The organism is Streptomyces sp. NPDC046881 (genome assembly GCF_040645015.1).
Lineage (GTDB): Bacteria > Actinomycetota > Actinomycetes > Streptomycetales > Streptomycetaceae > Streptomyces.
The window spans coordinates 1-16,414 of sequence record NZ_JBEYXJ010000149.1; the positions used below are offsets into that span (position 1 = coordinate 1).

A 16,414-nucleotide genomic window follows, 5' to 3' on the forward strand; every position below is an offset into this window, starting at 1 on the left:
TGCGGCACGGTGTCCTGCCGCGGACCCTGCACGTGGACGAGCCGACGCCGCACGTGGACTGGTCGGCCGGTGACGTCCGCCTGCTGACCGAGGCCGTCGACTGGCCCGAGTCGGACCGCCCGCGCCGGGCCGCGATCTCCTCCTTCGGCGTCAGCGGCACCAACGCCCACACCATCATCGAGCAGGCCCCCGCGACCGAGGAACCGCCGCGGGCGCCCGTCCCCGGCACAGCCGTGCCGTGCGTGCTCTCCGGCAGGACCGAAGCGGCGCTGCGGGCACAGGCCGCCCGCCTCGCGTCCTTCCTGGACGACAACGGCGAAGACAACGGCAACGGCAGCCACAACGGCGGCGGTAACGGCAACGGCGCTGACCGCGCGGGCCGGGCGGCCCCGGTGGCCGACGTGGCGTACTCGCTGGCCACGACCAGGGCGGCCTTCGAACACCGCGCCGTGGTGGTCGCGGAAACACCCGAGGAGCTCCGGCAGAAGCTGGCCGGTGTCGCCGGCGGCGCCACGCCGCGCGGCGTGGTGACGGGCACCGCACGCACCGGGGGCAAGACCGTCTTCGTGTTCCCCGGGCAGGGGTCGCAGTGGGCGGGCATGGCCGCCGAACTGCTGGAGGTCTCCCCGGTCTTCCGCGACCGGATCGACGCCTGCGAGCGCGCCCTCGCGCCGCACGTGGACTGGTCGCTGACCGCGGTGCTGCGCGGCACGTCCGACGTCGAACAGGACCGGGTCGACGTGCTGCAGCCCGTGCTGTGGGCGATGACGATCGCTCTCGCCGAGGTCTGGCGCTCCTTCGGAGTGATGCCCGACGCGGTCGTCGGGCACTCCCAGGGCGAGGTCTCCGCGGCGGTGATCGCCGGAGCGGTCTCTCTGGAGGACGGGGCGCGCATCGTGGCGCGGCGCAGCCTCGCGGTGCGCGAACTCCAGGGCCGCGGCGGCATGGTCTCGGTGACGCTCCCGGGCGAGGAGGCGCGGGAACTGATCGGCCGGTGGACCGGCCGCCTCGGCATCGGCGCCGTGAACGGGCCCGCCACCGTCGTGGTCTCGGGGGACACCGACGCCCTGGACGAACTCCTCGCACACTGCGAACGGGAGGGCGTCCAGGCCCGCAGGGTCGCCGTCGACTACGCCGCGCACTCGCCGCACATCGAACGCGTCGAAGCGCGGGCGAGCGAGGGGTTCGCCGGCATCAGCCCGCTCCCCGGCACTGTGCCCCTCTATTCCACGGTGACGGGCGGGAAGCTGGACGCGGACGAGCTCGGCTCCGGTTACTGGTACCGCAACATGCGGCAGACGGTGCGGTTCCACGACGCGATCCGGGCCGCCCTGGCCGACGGGCACGACGTGTTCGTCGAAGTCAGCCCGCACCCCGTGCAGCTGGCCGGCATCCAGGACGCCATCGAGGCCGCCGGGGCGGAGGCCGCGGTCGTACCGACGCTGCGCCGCGGCGACGGCGGACGGCACCGGCTGATGCTGGCCCTGGCCCAGGCCCACGTGCACGGCGTCGGCATCGACTGGGACGCCGTCCTGCCGGGTGCGCGCCGCGCCGACCTCCCGACCTACGCGTTCCAGCACGAGCGGTACTGGCTTCAGGCGGGAACTCCGGCCGGTGACGTACGAGCGGCCGGGCTGGACACCGCCGACCACCCGTTCCTGGGTGCGGCGGTGGAACTGCCGGACGCCGGCGGTCACCTGCTGACCGGGCTGCTGTCCCTGCGGGCCCAGCCCTGGCTGGCCGACCACGCGGTGCTGGGCACGGTACTGCTGCCGGGCACGGCCTTCGTGGAACTGGCCGCCCACGCCGCGGCCGAGACCGGCTGCGACCTGGTCGAGGAACTCACCCTGCAGGCACCGCTGGTGCTGCCCGAGCACGGCGGCGTCGCCCTCCAGGTCCTCGTGGGCGCCCAGGACGACTCCGGCCGCCGCCCGCTGAGCGTGCACTCGCGAGCCGGGGACGGCCCCTGGATCCGCAACGCCACCGGCGCCCTCGCCACCGGCGCGGCCCCCCTGGAAACCGACCTGAGCAGCTGGCCCCCGGCCGACGCCCGGCCGGTCGACCTGGACGGCCTCTACGACCGCCTGGCGGATCTCGGCCTGAGCTACGGCCCGCTCTTCCAGGGGCTGCGTGCCGCCTGGCGCGGCCACGACGCGGTCTACGCCGAACTCGCCGTCCCCGACGAGGCACAGGCGGACGCGGACACCTTCGGTGTGCACCCGGCCCTGCTCGACTCCGCGCTGCACGCGCTGGGCGCGGGCGGTCTCCTGCCGACCGCCGACGGACCCCTGCTGCCCTTCGCGTGGTCCCGCGTCACGCTGCACGGAACCGGAGCGGCCGGCCTGCGGGTACGGCTCTCCCCGGCCGGCGGGGACACGGTACGGCTGGAGGCCGCCGACGGCACGGGCCGCCCCGTCGTGTCGGTGGAGTCGCTGACGCTGCGCCCCGTCTCGGCCGAGCAGCTGCGCACGAGCTCCCGGGACTCCCTGTTCACCGTGGAGTGGGCACCGCTCGCCGCCCCCGCCGACGCGATCGCCCCGGCCGTGCGCTCCTACGACGACATCGCCGCCCTCCTCGCCGCCCCCGCGGCGGAGACCGGGGCGCAGGCGGACACGGACGCCGTCGTCGTCCCCTGCCCGACCGGGTCGGGCGGCGACGCCGAACGGGTCCGGGACGTCCTCGCCGAGGTGCTCCGGCTGGTGCGGTGGTGGCTGGCCGAGGACCGGGCCCCGCGCTTGGTGCTGGCGACCCGGGGCGCGGTCGCCGCCGGCGACGACCCGGCAGCGGCCGACCCGGTGCAGGCGGCCGTGTGGGGCCTGGTCCGGTCGGCACAGTCGGAGAACCCGGACCGCATCGTCCTCCTCGACACCGACGGGAAGGCCGGTGGGAACGTCCCCGGGAAGGCCGGTGGGAACGTTGACGGGACCGCCGGTGGGGAGTCTGCCGGGAACGCCGACGGGAACGCCGGTGGCAAGGCCGGCGGAGACATCGACGGGAACGTCGGCGGGGACGCCGGCGGTGAGCGGGCCGCGGCGACGGCCGTCCTCCGGCTCGTCGCCTCCAAGGAGCCACAGGCGGCGCTGCGCGGCGACGCGCTCCTGCTGCCCCGGCTCGCCAGGCCCGCCGTCGACGCCCCGCGGGCCACAACGGCCGCCGACTCCCCGCGGACCACCCCGGACTTCGGCACCGGCACGGTTCTCCTGACCGGCGCGTCCGGCGCCCTGGGCGGGCTCGTCGCCCGGCACCTGGTCGCCGGGCACGGCGTGCGCAGCCTGCTGCTGATGAGCCGGCGCGGCGCGGACGCCGAGGGCGCGGCCGAACTCCGGGCGGAACTGACCGCCGCGGGTGCCGAAGTGCGCTGGGCGGCCTGCGACGTGGCCGACCGGGACGCCCTCGCCGAGGTGCTGTCCGGTACGCCGGTGACGGCCGTGGTGCACACGGCGGGCGTCCTCGACGACGGCGTGATCGGTTCGCTCACGCCGGAGCGCCTGGAGACGGTGCTGCGCCCCAAGGTCGACGCGGTGCTGAACCTGCACGAGCTGGCGGGCGACGTGTCGGCGTTCGTGGTCTTCTCCTCCCTCGCGGGCACGCTGGGCACTCCCGGCCAGGCCAACTACGCCGCCGCCAACGCCTTCCTGGACGCCTTCGCCGCGCGCCGCCGGGCCCAGGGGCTGCCCGCCGTGTCGCTGCCGTGGGGCCTGTGGCAGCGTGCCGGCACCATGACCGGGGACCTCGGCGGTGCCGACCGGACCCGGCTGGCCCGCGGCGGCGTGCTGCCGCTGTCCGACGAGGACGGCCTGGAGCTCCTCGACGCGGCGCTCGCGCTGCGGGAGCCCGTCGTGGTGGCGGCACGGCTGGACCTCGCCGCCCTGCGGAACGCGACCGCCCCGGTGCCGCCGCTGCTCAGGCCGCTCGTCGGCGGCCGGCCGCGGCGCACGGACCGGGCGGCTTCCGTACCGCTGGCGCAACGGATCGCGGGCCTGCCCGAGGCCGAGCGGGAAGAGGCCGTACTGGATCTCGTCCGGTCCGAGGTCGCCGCCGTCCTCGGACACAGCTCGGCCAAGGCCGTCCAGCCCGACCAGGCCTTCGGCGACCTCGGCTTCGATTCGCTGACCGCGGTGGAGCTGCGCAACCGGATGAACACGGCCACCGGCCTGCGGCTGCCCGCGACGCTCGTCTTCGACCACCCGACGCCCGCGGTGCTCGCCCGGCGGGTACTGAAGGACCTCCCCGGTGGCACGGGCCAGGCGGCGCCGGTCCTCGACGAGCTGGACCGCCTCGCCGCCGCCCTCGAGGGCGCCGGAGCGGGCGACGTCGACAACGTCACCCGAACCAGGATCAACATGCGTCTCCAGGCCCTGCTCGCCCGCTGGAACGGGAACGAGCCGGCCGATCCCGGAGGCGCCGGCGGAGCCGGGGACGAAGACGACCTCAGCTCGGCGAGCGACGAGGAGCTGTACGAGCTCCTCGACGACGAACTCGGCATCTCCTGAACTGCGCAGGCCAAAAGGGGCGGGCAACACCGATGACGAACGAAGACAGGCTCCGGGAGTACCTCAAGCGGGCCACCACCGACCTGCGCCAGGCCCGGCGGCGCGTGCGCGAGCTGGAGGCCCGCGACCAGGAGCCGATCGCCATTGTGGGCATGAGCTGCCGATTCCCCGGCGGCGTCGGCTCCCCCGAGGAGTTGTGGCGGCTGCTGGCCGAGGGCACGGACGCCATCTCGCCGTTCCCCACCGACCGCGGCTGGGACGTCGACGCGCTCTACGACCCCGATCCCGATCAGCCCGGCACGGTCTACACCCGGCAGGGCGGCTTCCTCCGCGACGCGGCGGACTTCGACGCGGACTTCTTCGGGATCTCGCCGCGCGAGGCGCTGGCCATGGACCCGCAGCAGCGGCTGCTGCTGGAGACCGCCTGGGAGGCCTTCGAGCACGCGGGCATCGACCCCGCCACCCTCAAGGGCAGCCGCACCGGCGTCTTCGCCGGCCTGATGTACCACGACTACGGCTTCACGCCCGGCGTCCTCCCCGAAGGCGTCGAGGGGTTGATGAGCACCGGCAACTCAGGCAGCGTCGCCTCCGGGCGCATCGCCTACACCTTCGGCTTCGAGGGCCCCGCGGTCACCGTCGACACCGCCTGCTCGTCCTCGCTCGTCGCCCTGCACCTCGCCGTGCAGGCACTGCGAGGCGGCGAGTGTGCCATGGCGCTCGCCGGCGGCGTGACGGTCATGGCGGGCCCGAGCGCCTTCGTCGAGTTCAGCCGGCAGCGCGGACTCGCCCCCGACGGCCGCTGCAAGTCCTTCGCGGCGGCGGCGGACGGCGCGTCCTGGTCCGAAGGCGCCGGCCTGCTGCTGGTGGAGCGGCTGCGGGACGCCCGCCGACTCGGGCACCAGGTGCTCGCGGTGGTCCGGGGCAGCGCGGTCAACCAGGACGGCGCCTCCAACGGCCTGACCGCGCCCAACGGCCCCTCGCAGCAGCGCGTCATCCTCGAGGCGCTGGCGGGCGCCCGGCTGTCCGCCGAGGAGGTCGACGCCGTCGAGGCACACGGCACGGGCACGAACCTCGGCGATCCGATCGAGGCGCAGGCGCTGCTGGCGACCTACGGACAGGGCCGCCAACGGCCGCTCCTGCTCGGCTCGCTGAAGTCGAACATCGGTCACACACAGGCCGCGGCGGGCGTCGCCGGGGTGCTGAAGATGGTGCTGGCGATGCGGCACGGCGTGCTGCCGAAGACGCTCCACGTGGACCGGCCGACCCCGCAGGTCGACTGGTCGGCCGGCTCGGTCGAGCTGCTGACCGAGGCCATCGCGTGGCCGGAGACGGACCACCCTCGCCGGGCCGGGATCTCGTCGTTCGGGATCAGCGGCACCAATGCGCACATCATCCTCGAGCAGGCGCCCGAACCGGAGGCGGAGGGCCCGGCCGACGGAACGGCCGGAACGGAGGACCCGGCCGGAGACCTGCCGCGGGCCCGGGCCACGGTGGTGCCGTGGGTGCTCTCCGCGAAGACCGGGGAAGCGCTGCGGGCACAGGCACGACGATTGCTGTCCTCCGTGGACTTCGCGGCGGTCTCACCGGCCGACGTGGGCTTCTCGCTGGCGTCCACCCGCTCGGCGCTGGAGCACCGGGCCGTGGTCGTCGGCGCCGACTCGGAAGAGCTGCGCGCGGGCCTGACCGCCCTCGCAACGGGCGAGCCCGCGGCCCGGGTGGTGACGGCGCGCGCCGGGAGCGACCGGGGCAGGGTCGGGTTCTTGTTCTCGGGTCAGGGTTCGCAGCGGCTGGGGATGGGGCGTGAGTTGTACGCGTCCTATCCGGTGTTCGCCGCGGCGTACGACGAGGTGTGCGGGTTGTTGGGCGCGCCGGTTGATGTCGATGGGGAAGCGCTTCATCGGACGGGTTCGGCGCAGCCGGCGTTGTTCGCGGTCGAGGTGGCGTTGTTCCGGCTGCTGGAGTCGTGGGGTGTGCAGCCGGATTTTGTGGCGGGTCATTCGGTGGGGGAGATCGCGGCCGCTCATGTGGCCGGGGTGTTGTCGCTCGGGGACGCGGCGAAGCTGGTGTCGGCGCGTGCCGCGTTGATGCAGGCGTTGCCTGCGGGCGGGGCGATGGTGGCGGTACAGGCCGGCGAGGAGGAGGTGCTGCCGTATCTGACCGACGGGGTGGACGTCGCGGCGGTCAACGGTCCTCAGTCCGTCGTGCTCTCCGGTGCCGAGGATGCGGTGCTGAAAATCGCCGGGGTGTTCGGTCAACTGGGCCGCAACACATCCCGGTTGAAGGTCAGCCATGCGTTCCATTCGCCGTTGATGGATCCGATGCTGGAGGAGTTCGGGCAGGTCGTCCAGGGCCTGGAACTCAACGAGCCGCGGATCCCGGTGGTTTCGAACCTCACGGGCCGGCTGGCCGAGTCGTACACGCCGGAGTACTGGGTGCGGCACGTGCGTGAGGCGGTGCGCTTCGCCGACGGCGTGCGGACCCTGCACGAGCTGGGCGTGACCACGTTCGTGGAGATCGGCCCCGGCGGTGTGCTGAGCGCCCTCACCCAGGGCTGCCTGGACGACGACGCGGACATCGTCACCGTTCCCGCCCTGCGCACCGACCGCCCCGAACCCCAGGCGCTCGCCCTCGCCGTCGGGCAGTTGCACGCGCACGGCGTCTCCCCCGACTGGCAGGCGCTGTTCCCCGGCGCCCGGCGCGTCGACCTGCCCACGTACGCCTTCCAGCGCGACCGTTACTGGCTCGAAGGAACGCCCGCGCTCGACGTCTCCTCGGCGGGCCTGACGTCCTCCGGCCACGCCCTGCTCGGCGCGGTGGTGGAGACCGCCGGGGCGCAGGACGTGTTGTTCACCGGCCGGCTGTCCCCGACCGACCTGCCCTGGACCGCGGAGCACACGGTCGGCGGCGTGCCGGTGCTGCCGGTCGCCGCGTTCGTGGACCTCGCCCTGTCCGCGGGTCGGCAGAGCGGGTTCCCGCATCTGGAACAGCTGGACCTGGACGCCCCGCTGGTCCTGGCCGAACAGGGCGCCGTCCGCATCCAGGTGCAGATCGGCGCGGGTGACGACCCCGACCGGCGCTCGGTACGCGTCTTCAGCCGGCCTGCAGCGGGCGGCGACGGCGAGCCGTGGGTCCGCCACGTCAGCGGAGAGCTCGGCCGGAACGCCCCGGTGCCGGAGTCCGACCTGGTGATCTGGCCGCCGGCAGGTGCCGAACCCGTGGACGTCGAAGGCCGTCCGGGCCTGCGCGCCGCCTGGCGCGCCGGGGACGAGCTGTACGCGGAGGCCGCACTGCCTGCCCCGGAACGGGACCGGGCCGACCACTACGGTCTGCACCCCGTCCTGCTGGACGCTGCCCTCGGCATACTGGCGCCGCCGGACCACACCACAGTCCCCGGCGAGGTGCTCGTGCCCTACGCCTGGAGCGGCATGTCCCTGCACACTCCGGGGTCCGGGGCCGTACGCGTCCGCATCCGGCCCGCAGGCGACGACGCGGTGGCGATCGCACTGGCCGACGCCGACGGCTCTCCCGTCGCCTCGGTGGCGTCCGTCCGGACGCGGGCGATGTCACCGCAGCAGGTGCTGGCCTCGCGGGTGGCGCACCAGCAGTGGATGTTCGAGGTCGATTGGGTCGAGCACACCGTGGCTTCCGCTCCCGCCACCGCTCCCGGAGCCGAGTGGGCTGTCCTCGGCGATGAGGGTTCCCACTCCGGCATCGACGCGCTCCGCAAGGCGGTCGACGCAGGTGCGGCCACACCTGCCCACGTCCTCCTGCCCTGCGCTCCGAGCGGGGGCGACGCCGCCGCGGCGACACGCGGGCTGCTGGCCGGGGTGTTGTCCGTCGTCCAGGAGTGGCTCGCCGACGAACGGTTCGCCGACGCGCGGCTCGTGGTGATGACGCGCGGAGCCGTCGACCTGGACGGCATGGCTGTGGACCTCGCACACGCGGCGGTCTCCGGTCTGGTGAAGTCGGCCCAGACCGAGCACCCGGACCGGCTCCTGCTCGTCGACGCGGACGACTCCGTCACGGGCGGCGGCAGCGTCACGAAGGGCGGCATCGACCCAGCGCTGGCCGCGGCGCTCGCCGCTCTGGACGAGCCGCAGGCCGCGGTGCGCGGCGGAAAGCTGTACGTGCCGCGCCTCACCAGGACCACCCCGCCCGAGGAGCCCACCGGTCACCGGTGGGACCCCGAGGGGACCGTGCTGCTCACCGGCGCGACCGGTGGCCTCGGACGGTCGCTCGCACGGCACCTCGTCGCCGAACGCGGTGCCCGCAGGTTGCTGTTGGCCAGCCGCCGCGGCCCCGCGGCCGAAGGGGCCGGCGAACTCGTCGCCGCCCTCTCCGAGCTGGGCGCGCACGTCGACGTGGCCGCCTGTGACATCGCGGACCGGGACTCCGTCGCCCGACTGCTCGCATCGGTCCCGGCCGAGCACCCGCTCGTGGCCGTGGTGCACGCGGCGGCGGCCCTGGACGACGGCGTGGTCACCGGCCTGACCCCACAGCGCCTGGACACCGTGCTGCGCCCGAAGGCCGACGGGGCACTGCACCTGCACGAGCTGACCCGGGACCTGGACCTCTCCGGGTTCGTCCTCTTCTCCTCCCTGGCCGGAGTACTGGGCAGCGCCGGCGCGGCGAGCTACGCCGCTGCCAACGCCTTCCTGGACGGGCTGGCGCGGCAGCGCCGGGCCGCGGGCCTGCCCGGCACCTCGCTGGCATGGGGTCTGTGGACGGACAACGGCGGCATGGGCGACCGGATCACCGACGCCGACCGCCACCGGATGGGACGGGCCGGAGTCGTGCCGTTCACCCCGGCCGAGGGGCTGGCCCTGTTCGACGCCGCCCTCGCCGTGGACCGGCCGGTGACCGTGCCGGCGCGGCTGGACGTCCCGGGACTGCGCGCCATGGCCCGCGCCGGCGTGCTGCCCGCCGTCCTCCACGGACTCGTGGGCGTCACCGGCGCCGCGGCCGGCGAGGCCGCGGCGGCAGGGGCCCCCGCCCTGGCCCGCAGACTCGCCGGGATGCCGGCGGACGACCAGGAGAAGGCCCTGCTCGACCTGGTGCGCAACCAGGCGGCTGCCGCACTCGGCCACGCCACCGCCGCCCGCATCGAGCCCGCCACGGCCTTCCGGGACATCGGATTCGACTCCCTGACCGCCGTGGAACTCCGCAACCGGCTCAAGGCCGCGACCGGGCTCCGGCTCAAGCCCACCCTGGTCTTCGACCACCCCAACGCCGTCGCGATCGCCCGGCTCCTGCACAAGGACCTGGTGCTCGAGCTCGCCGCCGAGGCCCCGCCCGTGCTCGGTGAACTGGACCGGCTGGAGGCGCACCTCGCCGCGCTCGCTCCGCAGGACGCGGTGCGGGACAAGGTCACCGCCCGACTCAAGGCACTGCTGTGGAAGTGGACCGACACCCACCAGGACGCCGCGGCGGGCGCCGCGGACGCCGGGCCCGGCACCGACCGCGACTTCGACCTCGACCGGATCGACACCGCCACGGACGACGAGATGTTCGACCTCATCGACCAAGAGCTCGGGTCTCTCTGACTTTTCTCACGCACTGCTACCGAGGACGTAAAACATGTCGAACGACGACAAGCTCAGGGACTACCTCAAGCGCGTGATGGTGGACCTGCGCCAGACCCGCAGGCAGCTGGGTGAGCTGGAGGCGAAGGACGCCGAGCCCATCGCCATCGTCGGGATGGCCTGCCGCTACCCGGGCGGCGTCGGCTCGCCCGAGGACCTGTGGCGGCTGGTCGCCTCGGGCGGCGACGGCGTGTCCGACTTCCCCACCGACCGCGGCTGGGACCTGGACACGATCTACGACCCCGAGCCCGGACGGACGGGCCGCACGTACGTCCGCGAGGGCGGCTTCCTCCACGACGCCGGCTACTTCGACCCCGCGTTCTTCGGGATCTCCCCCCGAGAGGCCCTGGTCATGGACCCGCAGCAGCGGCTGCTCCTGCAGACCTCCTGGGAGGCCTTCGAACGCGCGGGCATCGACCCCGCCACCGCACGCGGCACCCGGGCCGGCGTGTTCATCGGCACCAACGGTCAGGACCACGCCTACCTCCAGCGGCAGGGCGACCGCGACATCGAGGCCCACCTCGTCACCGCGAACACCGCCGCCGTGGTCTCCGGCCGCATCTCCTACGCCCTCGGCCTCGAAGGCCCGGCGGTCACCGTCGACACGGCCTGCTCGTCCTCGCTGGTGGCACTCCACCTGGCCGCCCAGGCGCTGCGCCGCGGCGAATGCTCGCTCGCCCTGACCGGCGGCGTGACCGTGATGGCCACGCCGAACACCTTCATCGCGTTCAGCGCGCAGCGCGGCCTGTCGCCCGACGGCCGCTGCCGCGCGTTCTCCTCGACCGCCGACGGCACGGGCATGTCCGAGGGCGTCGGCGTGCTCCTGCTGGAGCGGCTGTCCGACGCCCGCCGGCTCGGCCACGACGTGCTCGCCGTCATCCGAGGCAGCGCCGTCAACCAGGACGGCGCATCCAACGGTCTCACGGCCCCGAACGGCCCGTCGCAGGAGCGCGTGATCCGGCAGGCGCTGGAGAACGCGCACCTGACCGCCTCACAGGTCGACGCCGTGGAGGCGCACGGCACGGCCACCACCCTCGGCGACCCGATCGAGGCGGAGGCGCTGCTCGCCACGTACGGCCAGGAACACTCGGGTGACCGGCCGTTGTGGCTGGGATCCGTCAAGTCCAACATCGGTCACACGCAGGCGGCTTCCGGTGTCGCCGGTGTGATCAAGATGGTGATGGCCATCCGCAACGGCGTCCTGCCGCAGACGCTGCACGTGGACGAGCCGACCACTCAGGTCGACTGGTCGGCGGGCGGTGTCAGGCTGCTCACCGAGGCCGTCCAGTGGCCCGAGTCGGACCACCCCCGCCGCGCCGCCGTCTCGTCGTTCGGCGTCAGCGGCACCAACGCTCACGTCATCGTCGAACAGGCGGTGGCGAGCGAGGAGCCCGTCCCGGGGGCGGTTGTTGCGGGACCGGTGCCGTGGGTGCTGTCGGCGAGGAGCGATGCGGCGCTGCGGGCGCAGGCTGAGCGTCTGGTCTCCTTCCTGGAGGAGGGCCGTGGTGGTGGCAGTGGTCCCGGCTGCTCGCCGGCCGACATCGGTTTGTCCCTCGCTGTGACGCGTTCGGCCTGGGACCGGCGGGCGGCGGTCGTGGGCGCGAGTGTGGAGGAACTGACCGCAGGGGTACGGGCGCTGGCGTCGGGTGTTCCGTCCGCGGCCGTGGTCCGGAACGCGGCCGGTCCGGGGGACAGGACCGGGTTTCTGTTTTCCGGCCAGGGCTCGCAGCGGGTCGGCATGGGGCGTGGACTCTATGACGTTTTCCCGGCGTTCGCCGCGGCCTACGACGAGGTCCGCGCCCACCTCGATGTCACGCTCGACGCGGACTCGGAGGAGCTCGACCAGACGGGGTGCACCCAGCCGGCGTTGTTCGCGGTGGAGGTGGCGTTGTTCCGGCTGTTGGAGTCGTGGGGTGTGCGGCCGGATTATGTGGCGGGTCATTCGGTGGGGGAGATCGCGGCCGCGCATGTGGCGGGTGTGTTGTCGCTCGGGGATGCGGCGAAGCTGGTGTCGGCGCGTGCTGCGTTGATGCAGGCGTTGCCTGCGGGCGGGGCGATGGTGGCGGTGCAGGCGGCCGAGGAGGAGGTGCTGCCGTATCTGACCGACGGGGTCGGGATCGCGGCGGTCAACGGCCCGCGGTCGGTGGTGGTTTCCGGCAATGAGGATGAAGTCACGGCGTTGGCCGGGGTGTTCGCCGGTCAGGGTCGTAAGACGTCCCGGTTGAGGGTCAGTCATGCATTCCATTCGCCGTTGATGGATCCGATGCTGGAGGAGTTCGGGCAGGTCGTCCGGGGCTTGGAGTTCAGCGAGCCGCGGATCCCGGTGGTTTCGAATCTCACGGGCCGGCTGGCCGAGTCGTACACCCCGGAGTACTGGGTCCGGCACGTGCGTGAGGCGGTGCGTTTCGCCGACGGCGTGCGGACCCTGCACGAGCTGGGTGTGACCACGTTCGTGGAGATCGGCCCCGGTGGTGTGCTGAGCGCCCTCACCCAGGGCTGTGTGGAGGACGTCGTCACCGTCCCCGTACTCCGGGCCGACCGCCCCGAGCCGCAGGCCGTCGTCACCGCGCTCGCCGAACTGCACGTGCACGGCGTCTCGCCTGACTGGCCGGCGCTCTTCCCGGGCGCCCGGCGCGTCGACCTGCCCACCTACGCCTTCCAGCAGCAGCGCTACTGGCTGGAGGCACCCGAGGCCGAGACGGCCGTCGTGGACGCGGCCGACGCCGAGTTCTGGGCGAGTGTCGAGCGTGAGGACGCCCAGTCCCTCGCCGCCACGCTGGGGCTGAGCCCCGAAGAACTGGACGTCGTGGTCCCGAAGCTGTCCGCCTGGCGACGCCAGCGGCGCGAGCAGTCCCTCCTGGACGGCTGGCGCTACCAGCTGGTCTGGCAGCCGCTGAACGGCCTGTCCGCCGGCGACCTCTCCGGCAGCACCTGGCTGTTCGCCGCGCCCGGGGGCGACGAGTGGGCCGAAACGGTCCGCACGGCCCTCGCCGGACGCGGAGCGCACCTGATCCCGCTGACGGCCGGCGCCGACGCCGACCGGGCGTCCCTGGCCGACGAGCTGACCCGGGCCGCAGCCGAAGCCGGACCACTCGACGGTGTCCTTTCGCTGCTCGCGACCGACGAGACCGCCTCGCCCGAGCATGCCGCGCTGTCCCGGGGCCTCGCGCAGACCGTGGCCCTGGCCCAGGCGCTGGGCGACGCGGGCGTCGACGCGCCGCTGTGGTGTGCCACCCGCGGCGCGGCCGCCACCGGCCGTTTTGACGACGCACCGCTCAGCCCGGTGCAGAACCAGGTGTGGGGCCTCGGCCGCGCCCTGGCGCTGGAGCACCCCGGGCGCTGGGGCGGCCTGATCGACCTGCCCCTGGCCGTCGACGAGCGCGCTGCCGGCCGTATCGCCGCCGTCCTGCGCCAGAGCATCGACATGGCGGAGGACCAGGTCGCCGTCCGTGCCTCCGGTGTGTTCACCGCCCGGCTCACCCACGCCGTAAGCGGCACCGGCCGGCCGTGGTCGCCGCGCGGCACGGTGCTGGTCACCGGTGGTACGGGTGCGCTGGGCGGGCACGTGGCCCGCTGGCTCGCCGGCACGGGCGCCGACCACCTGGTCCTCGCCGGCCGCCGCGGCGCCGACGCGCCCGGTGCGACCGCGCTCAAGGCCGAACTGGAGGAGCTGGGAGCGCGTGTCACCCTCGCCGTGTGCGACGTCGCCGACCGCGACGCGGTGGCGGCGCTGCTCGCCGAGCACACCTTCACCTCCGTCTTCCATGCCGCGGGCGTGGAACAGTTCGGCCCCTTCGACGAGCTGACGCCGGCCGACTTCGCCCGCACGGTGGCGGCGAAGGCCCGCGGCGCCGCGCACCTGGACGAACTGCTCGGCGACCGCGAGCTGGACGCCTTCGTCCTGTTCTCCTCGATCGCCGGCGTGTGGGGCAGCGGACGGCAGACCGCCTACGCGGCCGGCAACGCCTTCCTCGACGGGCTCGCCACCCGGCGCAGGGCCCGGGGCCTGACCGCCACCGCGATCTCCTGGGGCCCCTGGGCCGACGGTGGCATGGTCACCGACGCCGACGGGGAGCACCTGCGCCGCCGCGGCGTCGTCACCTTGCCCGCCGCACTCGCCGTGACCGCCGTCCAGCGGGCCCTGGACTGCGACGACACCGCGGTCGTCGTGGCGGACATCGACTGGGAACGGTTCATCGGACCGTTCACCCTGGGGCGCCCGAGCGCCCTGCTGTCCGAGCTGCCCGAGGTGCACCGCGCCGGCACCGCCGTACCGGCCGACGCCGCCACCGGCGCCGCGCCCCTGGCGGCCCGGCTCGCCGGACTGCCGGAGGCCGAGCGCACGCAGACCCTGACCGACCTGGTCCGCGCGCACGTCGCGGCCGTCCTGGGCCACTCCTCGCCGGCGGAGATCGAGGCAGACCGGGCCTTCAAGGACCTCGGCTTCGACTCACTGACCGCCGTCGAACTCCGCAACAAGGTCAACTCGGCGACCGGCCTCGCGCTGCCGCCCACGCTGGTCTTCGACTACCCCAACGCCACGGCGCTCGCCCGCTTGCTGCAGAGCGAGCTGCTCGGATCACAGGCCGCCGTGCCGCGGGAACAGCACGCGGCCGCCGCCGCCGACGAGCCCATCGCCATCGTGGCGATGGGCTGCCACCTGCCCGGCGGCGTCGACTCGCCCGAGGCCCTGTGGGAGCTGGTGACGTCCGGCGGGGACGCCATCTCCGAGTTCCCGTCCAACCGCGGCTGGGACGTCGAGGCCCTCTACGACCCCGACCCCGATCGCCCCGGCAAGACCTACGCGCGCGACGGCGGATTCCTCTACGACGCCACCGACTTCGACGCCGGCTTCTTCGGGATCTCGCCGCGCGAGGCCCTGGCGATGGACCCGCAGCAGCGCCTGCTGCTGGAGACCTCGTGGGAGGCCTTCGAGCGGGCCGGCATCGCTCCCGCGCAGCTACGCGGCAGCCGGACCGGCGTGTTCGTCGGCATGGCCTACCAGGGCTACGGAGCCGATGTGCGCCGCACACCGGAAGGCGTCGAAGGACACCGGCTCGTCGGCGGGGCGTCCAGCGTCGTCTCCGGCCGGGTGGCCTACACCTTCGGCCTCGAAGGCCCCGCCGTCACCATCGACACGGCCTGCTCGTCCTCTCTGGTCGCCCTGCACCTGGCCATGCAGTCGCTGCGCAACGGCGAGTGCACGATGGCGCTGGCCGGTGGCGTCACCGTCATGGCCAGTCCGAGCGTCTTCGTGGAGTTCAGCCGGCAGCGCGGTCTGTCGCCCGACGGCCGCTGCAGGGCGTTCGGCGCGGACGCGGACGGTACCGGCTGGGCGGAGGGCGTGGGCGTGGTGCTCGTGGAGCGCCTCTCCGACGCCGTGCGCAACGGTCACGAGATCCTGGCCGTCGTGCGGGGCAGCGCGGTGAACCAGGACGGTGCGTCCAACGGCCTGACCGCGCCGAACGGTCCGGCGCAGCAGCGGGTGATCCGGCAGGCGCTGGCGTCCGCCGGGCTCACGCCGGCCGACGTGGACGTCGTGGAGGCGCACGGTACGGGCACCAGGCTGGGTGATCCGATCGAGGCGCAGGCGCTGCTCGCCACGTACGGTCAGGAGCGGCCCGAGGGGCAGCCGTTGTGGCTGGGCTCGTTGAAGTCCAACATCGGCCACACGCAGGCCGCCGCGGGCGTCGCCGGTGTGATCAAGATGATCATGGCGATGCGGCACGGTGTCCTGCCGCGGACCCTGCACGTGGACGAGCCGACGCCGCACGTGGACTGGTCGGCCGGTGACGTCCGGCTGCTGAGCGAGGCCGTGGAGTGGCCCGAGTCGGACCGCCCGCGCCGGGCCGCGATCTCCTCCTTCGGCGTCAGCGGCACCAACGCCCACACCATCATCGAACAGGCACCGTCCATCGTGGAGTTGGGCCCCACACCCGACTCCGGCGCGCTCGTGCCGTGGGTGCTGTCCGGCAAGGGCGAGCCGGCGCTGCGCGCGCAGGCGGCCCGGCTGGCCGATCACCTCGACGCCAAGGACGGCTGGACGACTTCCGATGTCGGCCTCTCGCTGGCCCGCCGCGAGACGTTCGAGGACCGCGCGGTGCTCCTGGCACACGGCCCGGACGAGTTCCGGCACGCCCTCACCGCCCTCGCCACCGGCGAACCGGCGGCGAACGTGACGCTGGGACGCGCCCGCTCCGAGGGCAAGGCCGGTTTCCTGTTCTCGGGTCAGGGTTCCCAGCGGATCGGTATGGGGCGTGAGCTGTACGCGGCGTTCCCCGTCTACGCGGATGCGTACGACGAGGTGTGCGCGTTGTTGGACGCGCCGGTCGAGGTCGA

At 74.0% G+C, this 16,414-nt stretch carries 3 protein-coding genes; all 3 read left to right on the forward strand.

Annotated elements, in window-relative coordinates:
• Positions 1-32: 32 nt before the first annotated feature.
• Positions 33-4,493, forward strand: coding sequence for an SDR family NAD(P)-dependent oxidoreductase (locus ABZ923_RS37885; protein WP_361481784.1), 4,461 nt, complete (start codon positions 33-35; stop codon positions 4,491-4,493).
• Positions 4,494-4,525: 32 nt separating this feature from the next.
• Entirely contained in the window at positions 4,526-10,036 is a 5,511-nt protein-coding gene (locus tag ABZ923_RS37890; protein ID WP_361481787.1) for an SDR family NAD(P)-dependent oxidoreductase, read from the forward strand.
• Positions 10,037-10,070: 34 nt separating this feature from the next.
• Positions 10,071-16,414, forward strand: a 6,344-nt coding sequence (locus ABZ923_RS37895) for a type I polyketide synthase (RefSeq protein WP_361481790.1), incomplete at its 3' end; no start/stop codon positions are given.

Excerpts from the sequence above, each read along its gene's own strand:
- ABZ923_RS37890 (WP_361481787.1), top strand. The coding sequence starts at position 4,526 with ATGACGAACGAAGACAGGCTCCGGGAGTACCTCAAGCGGGCCACCACC.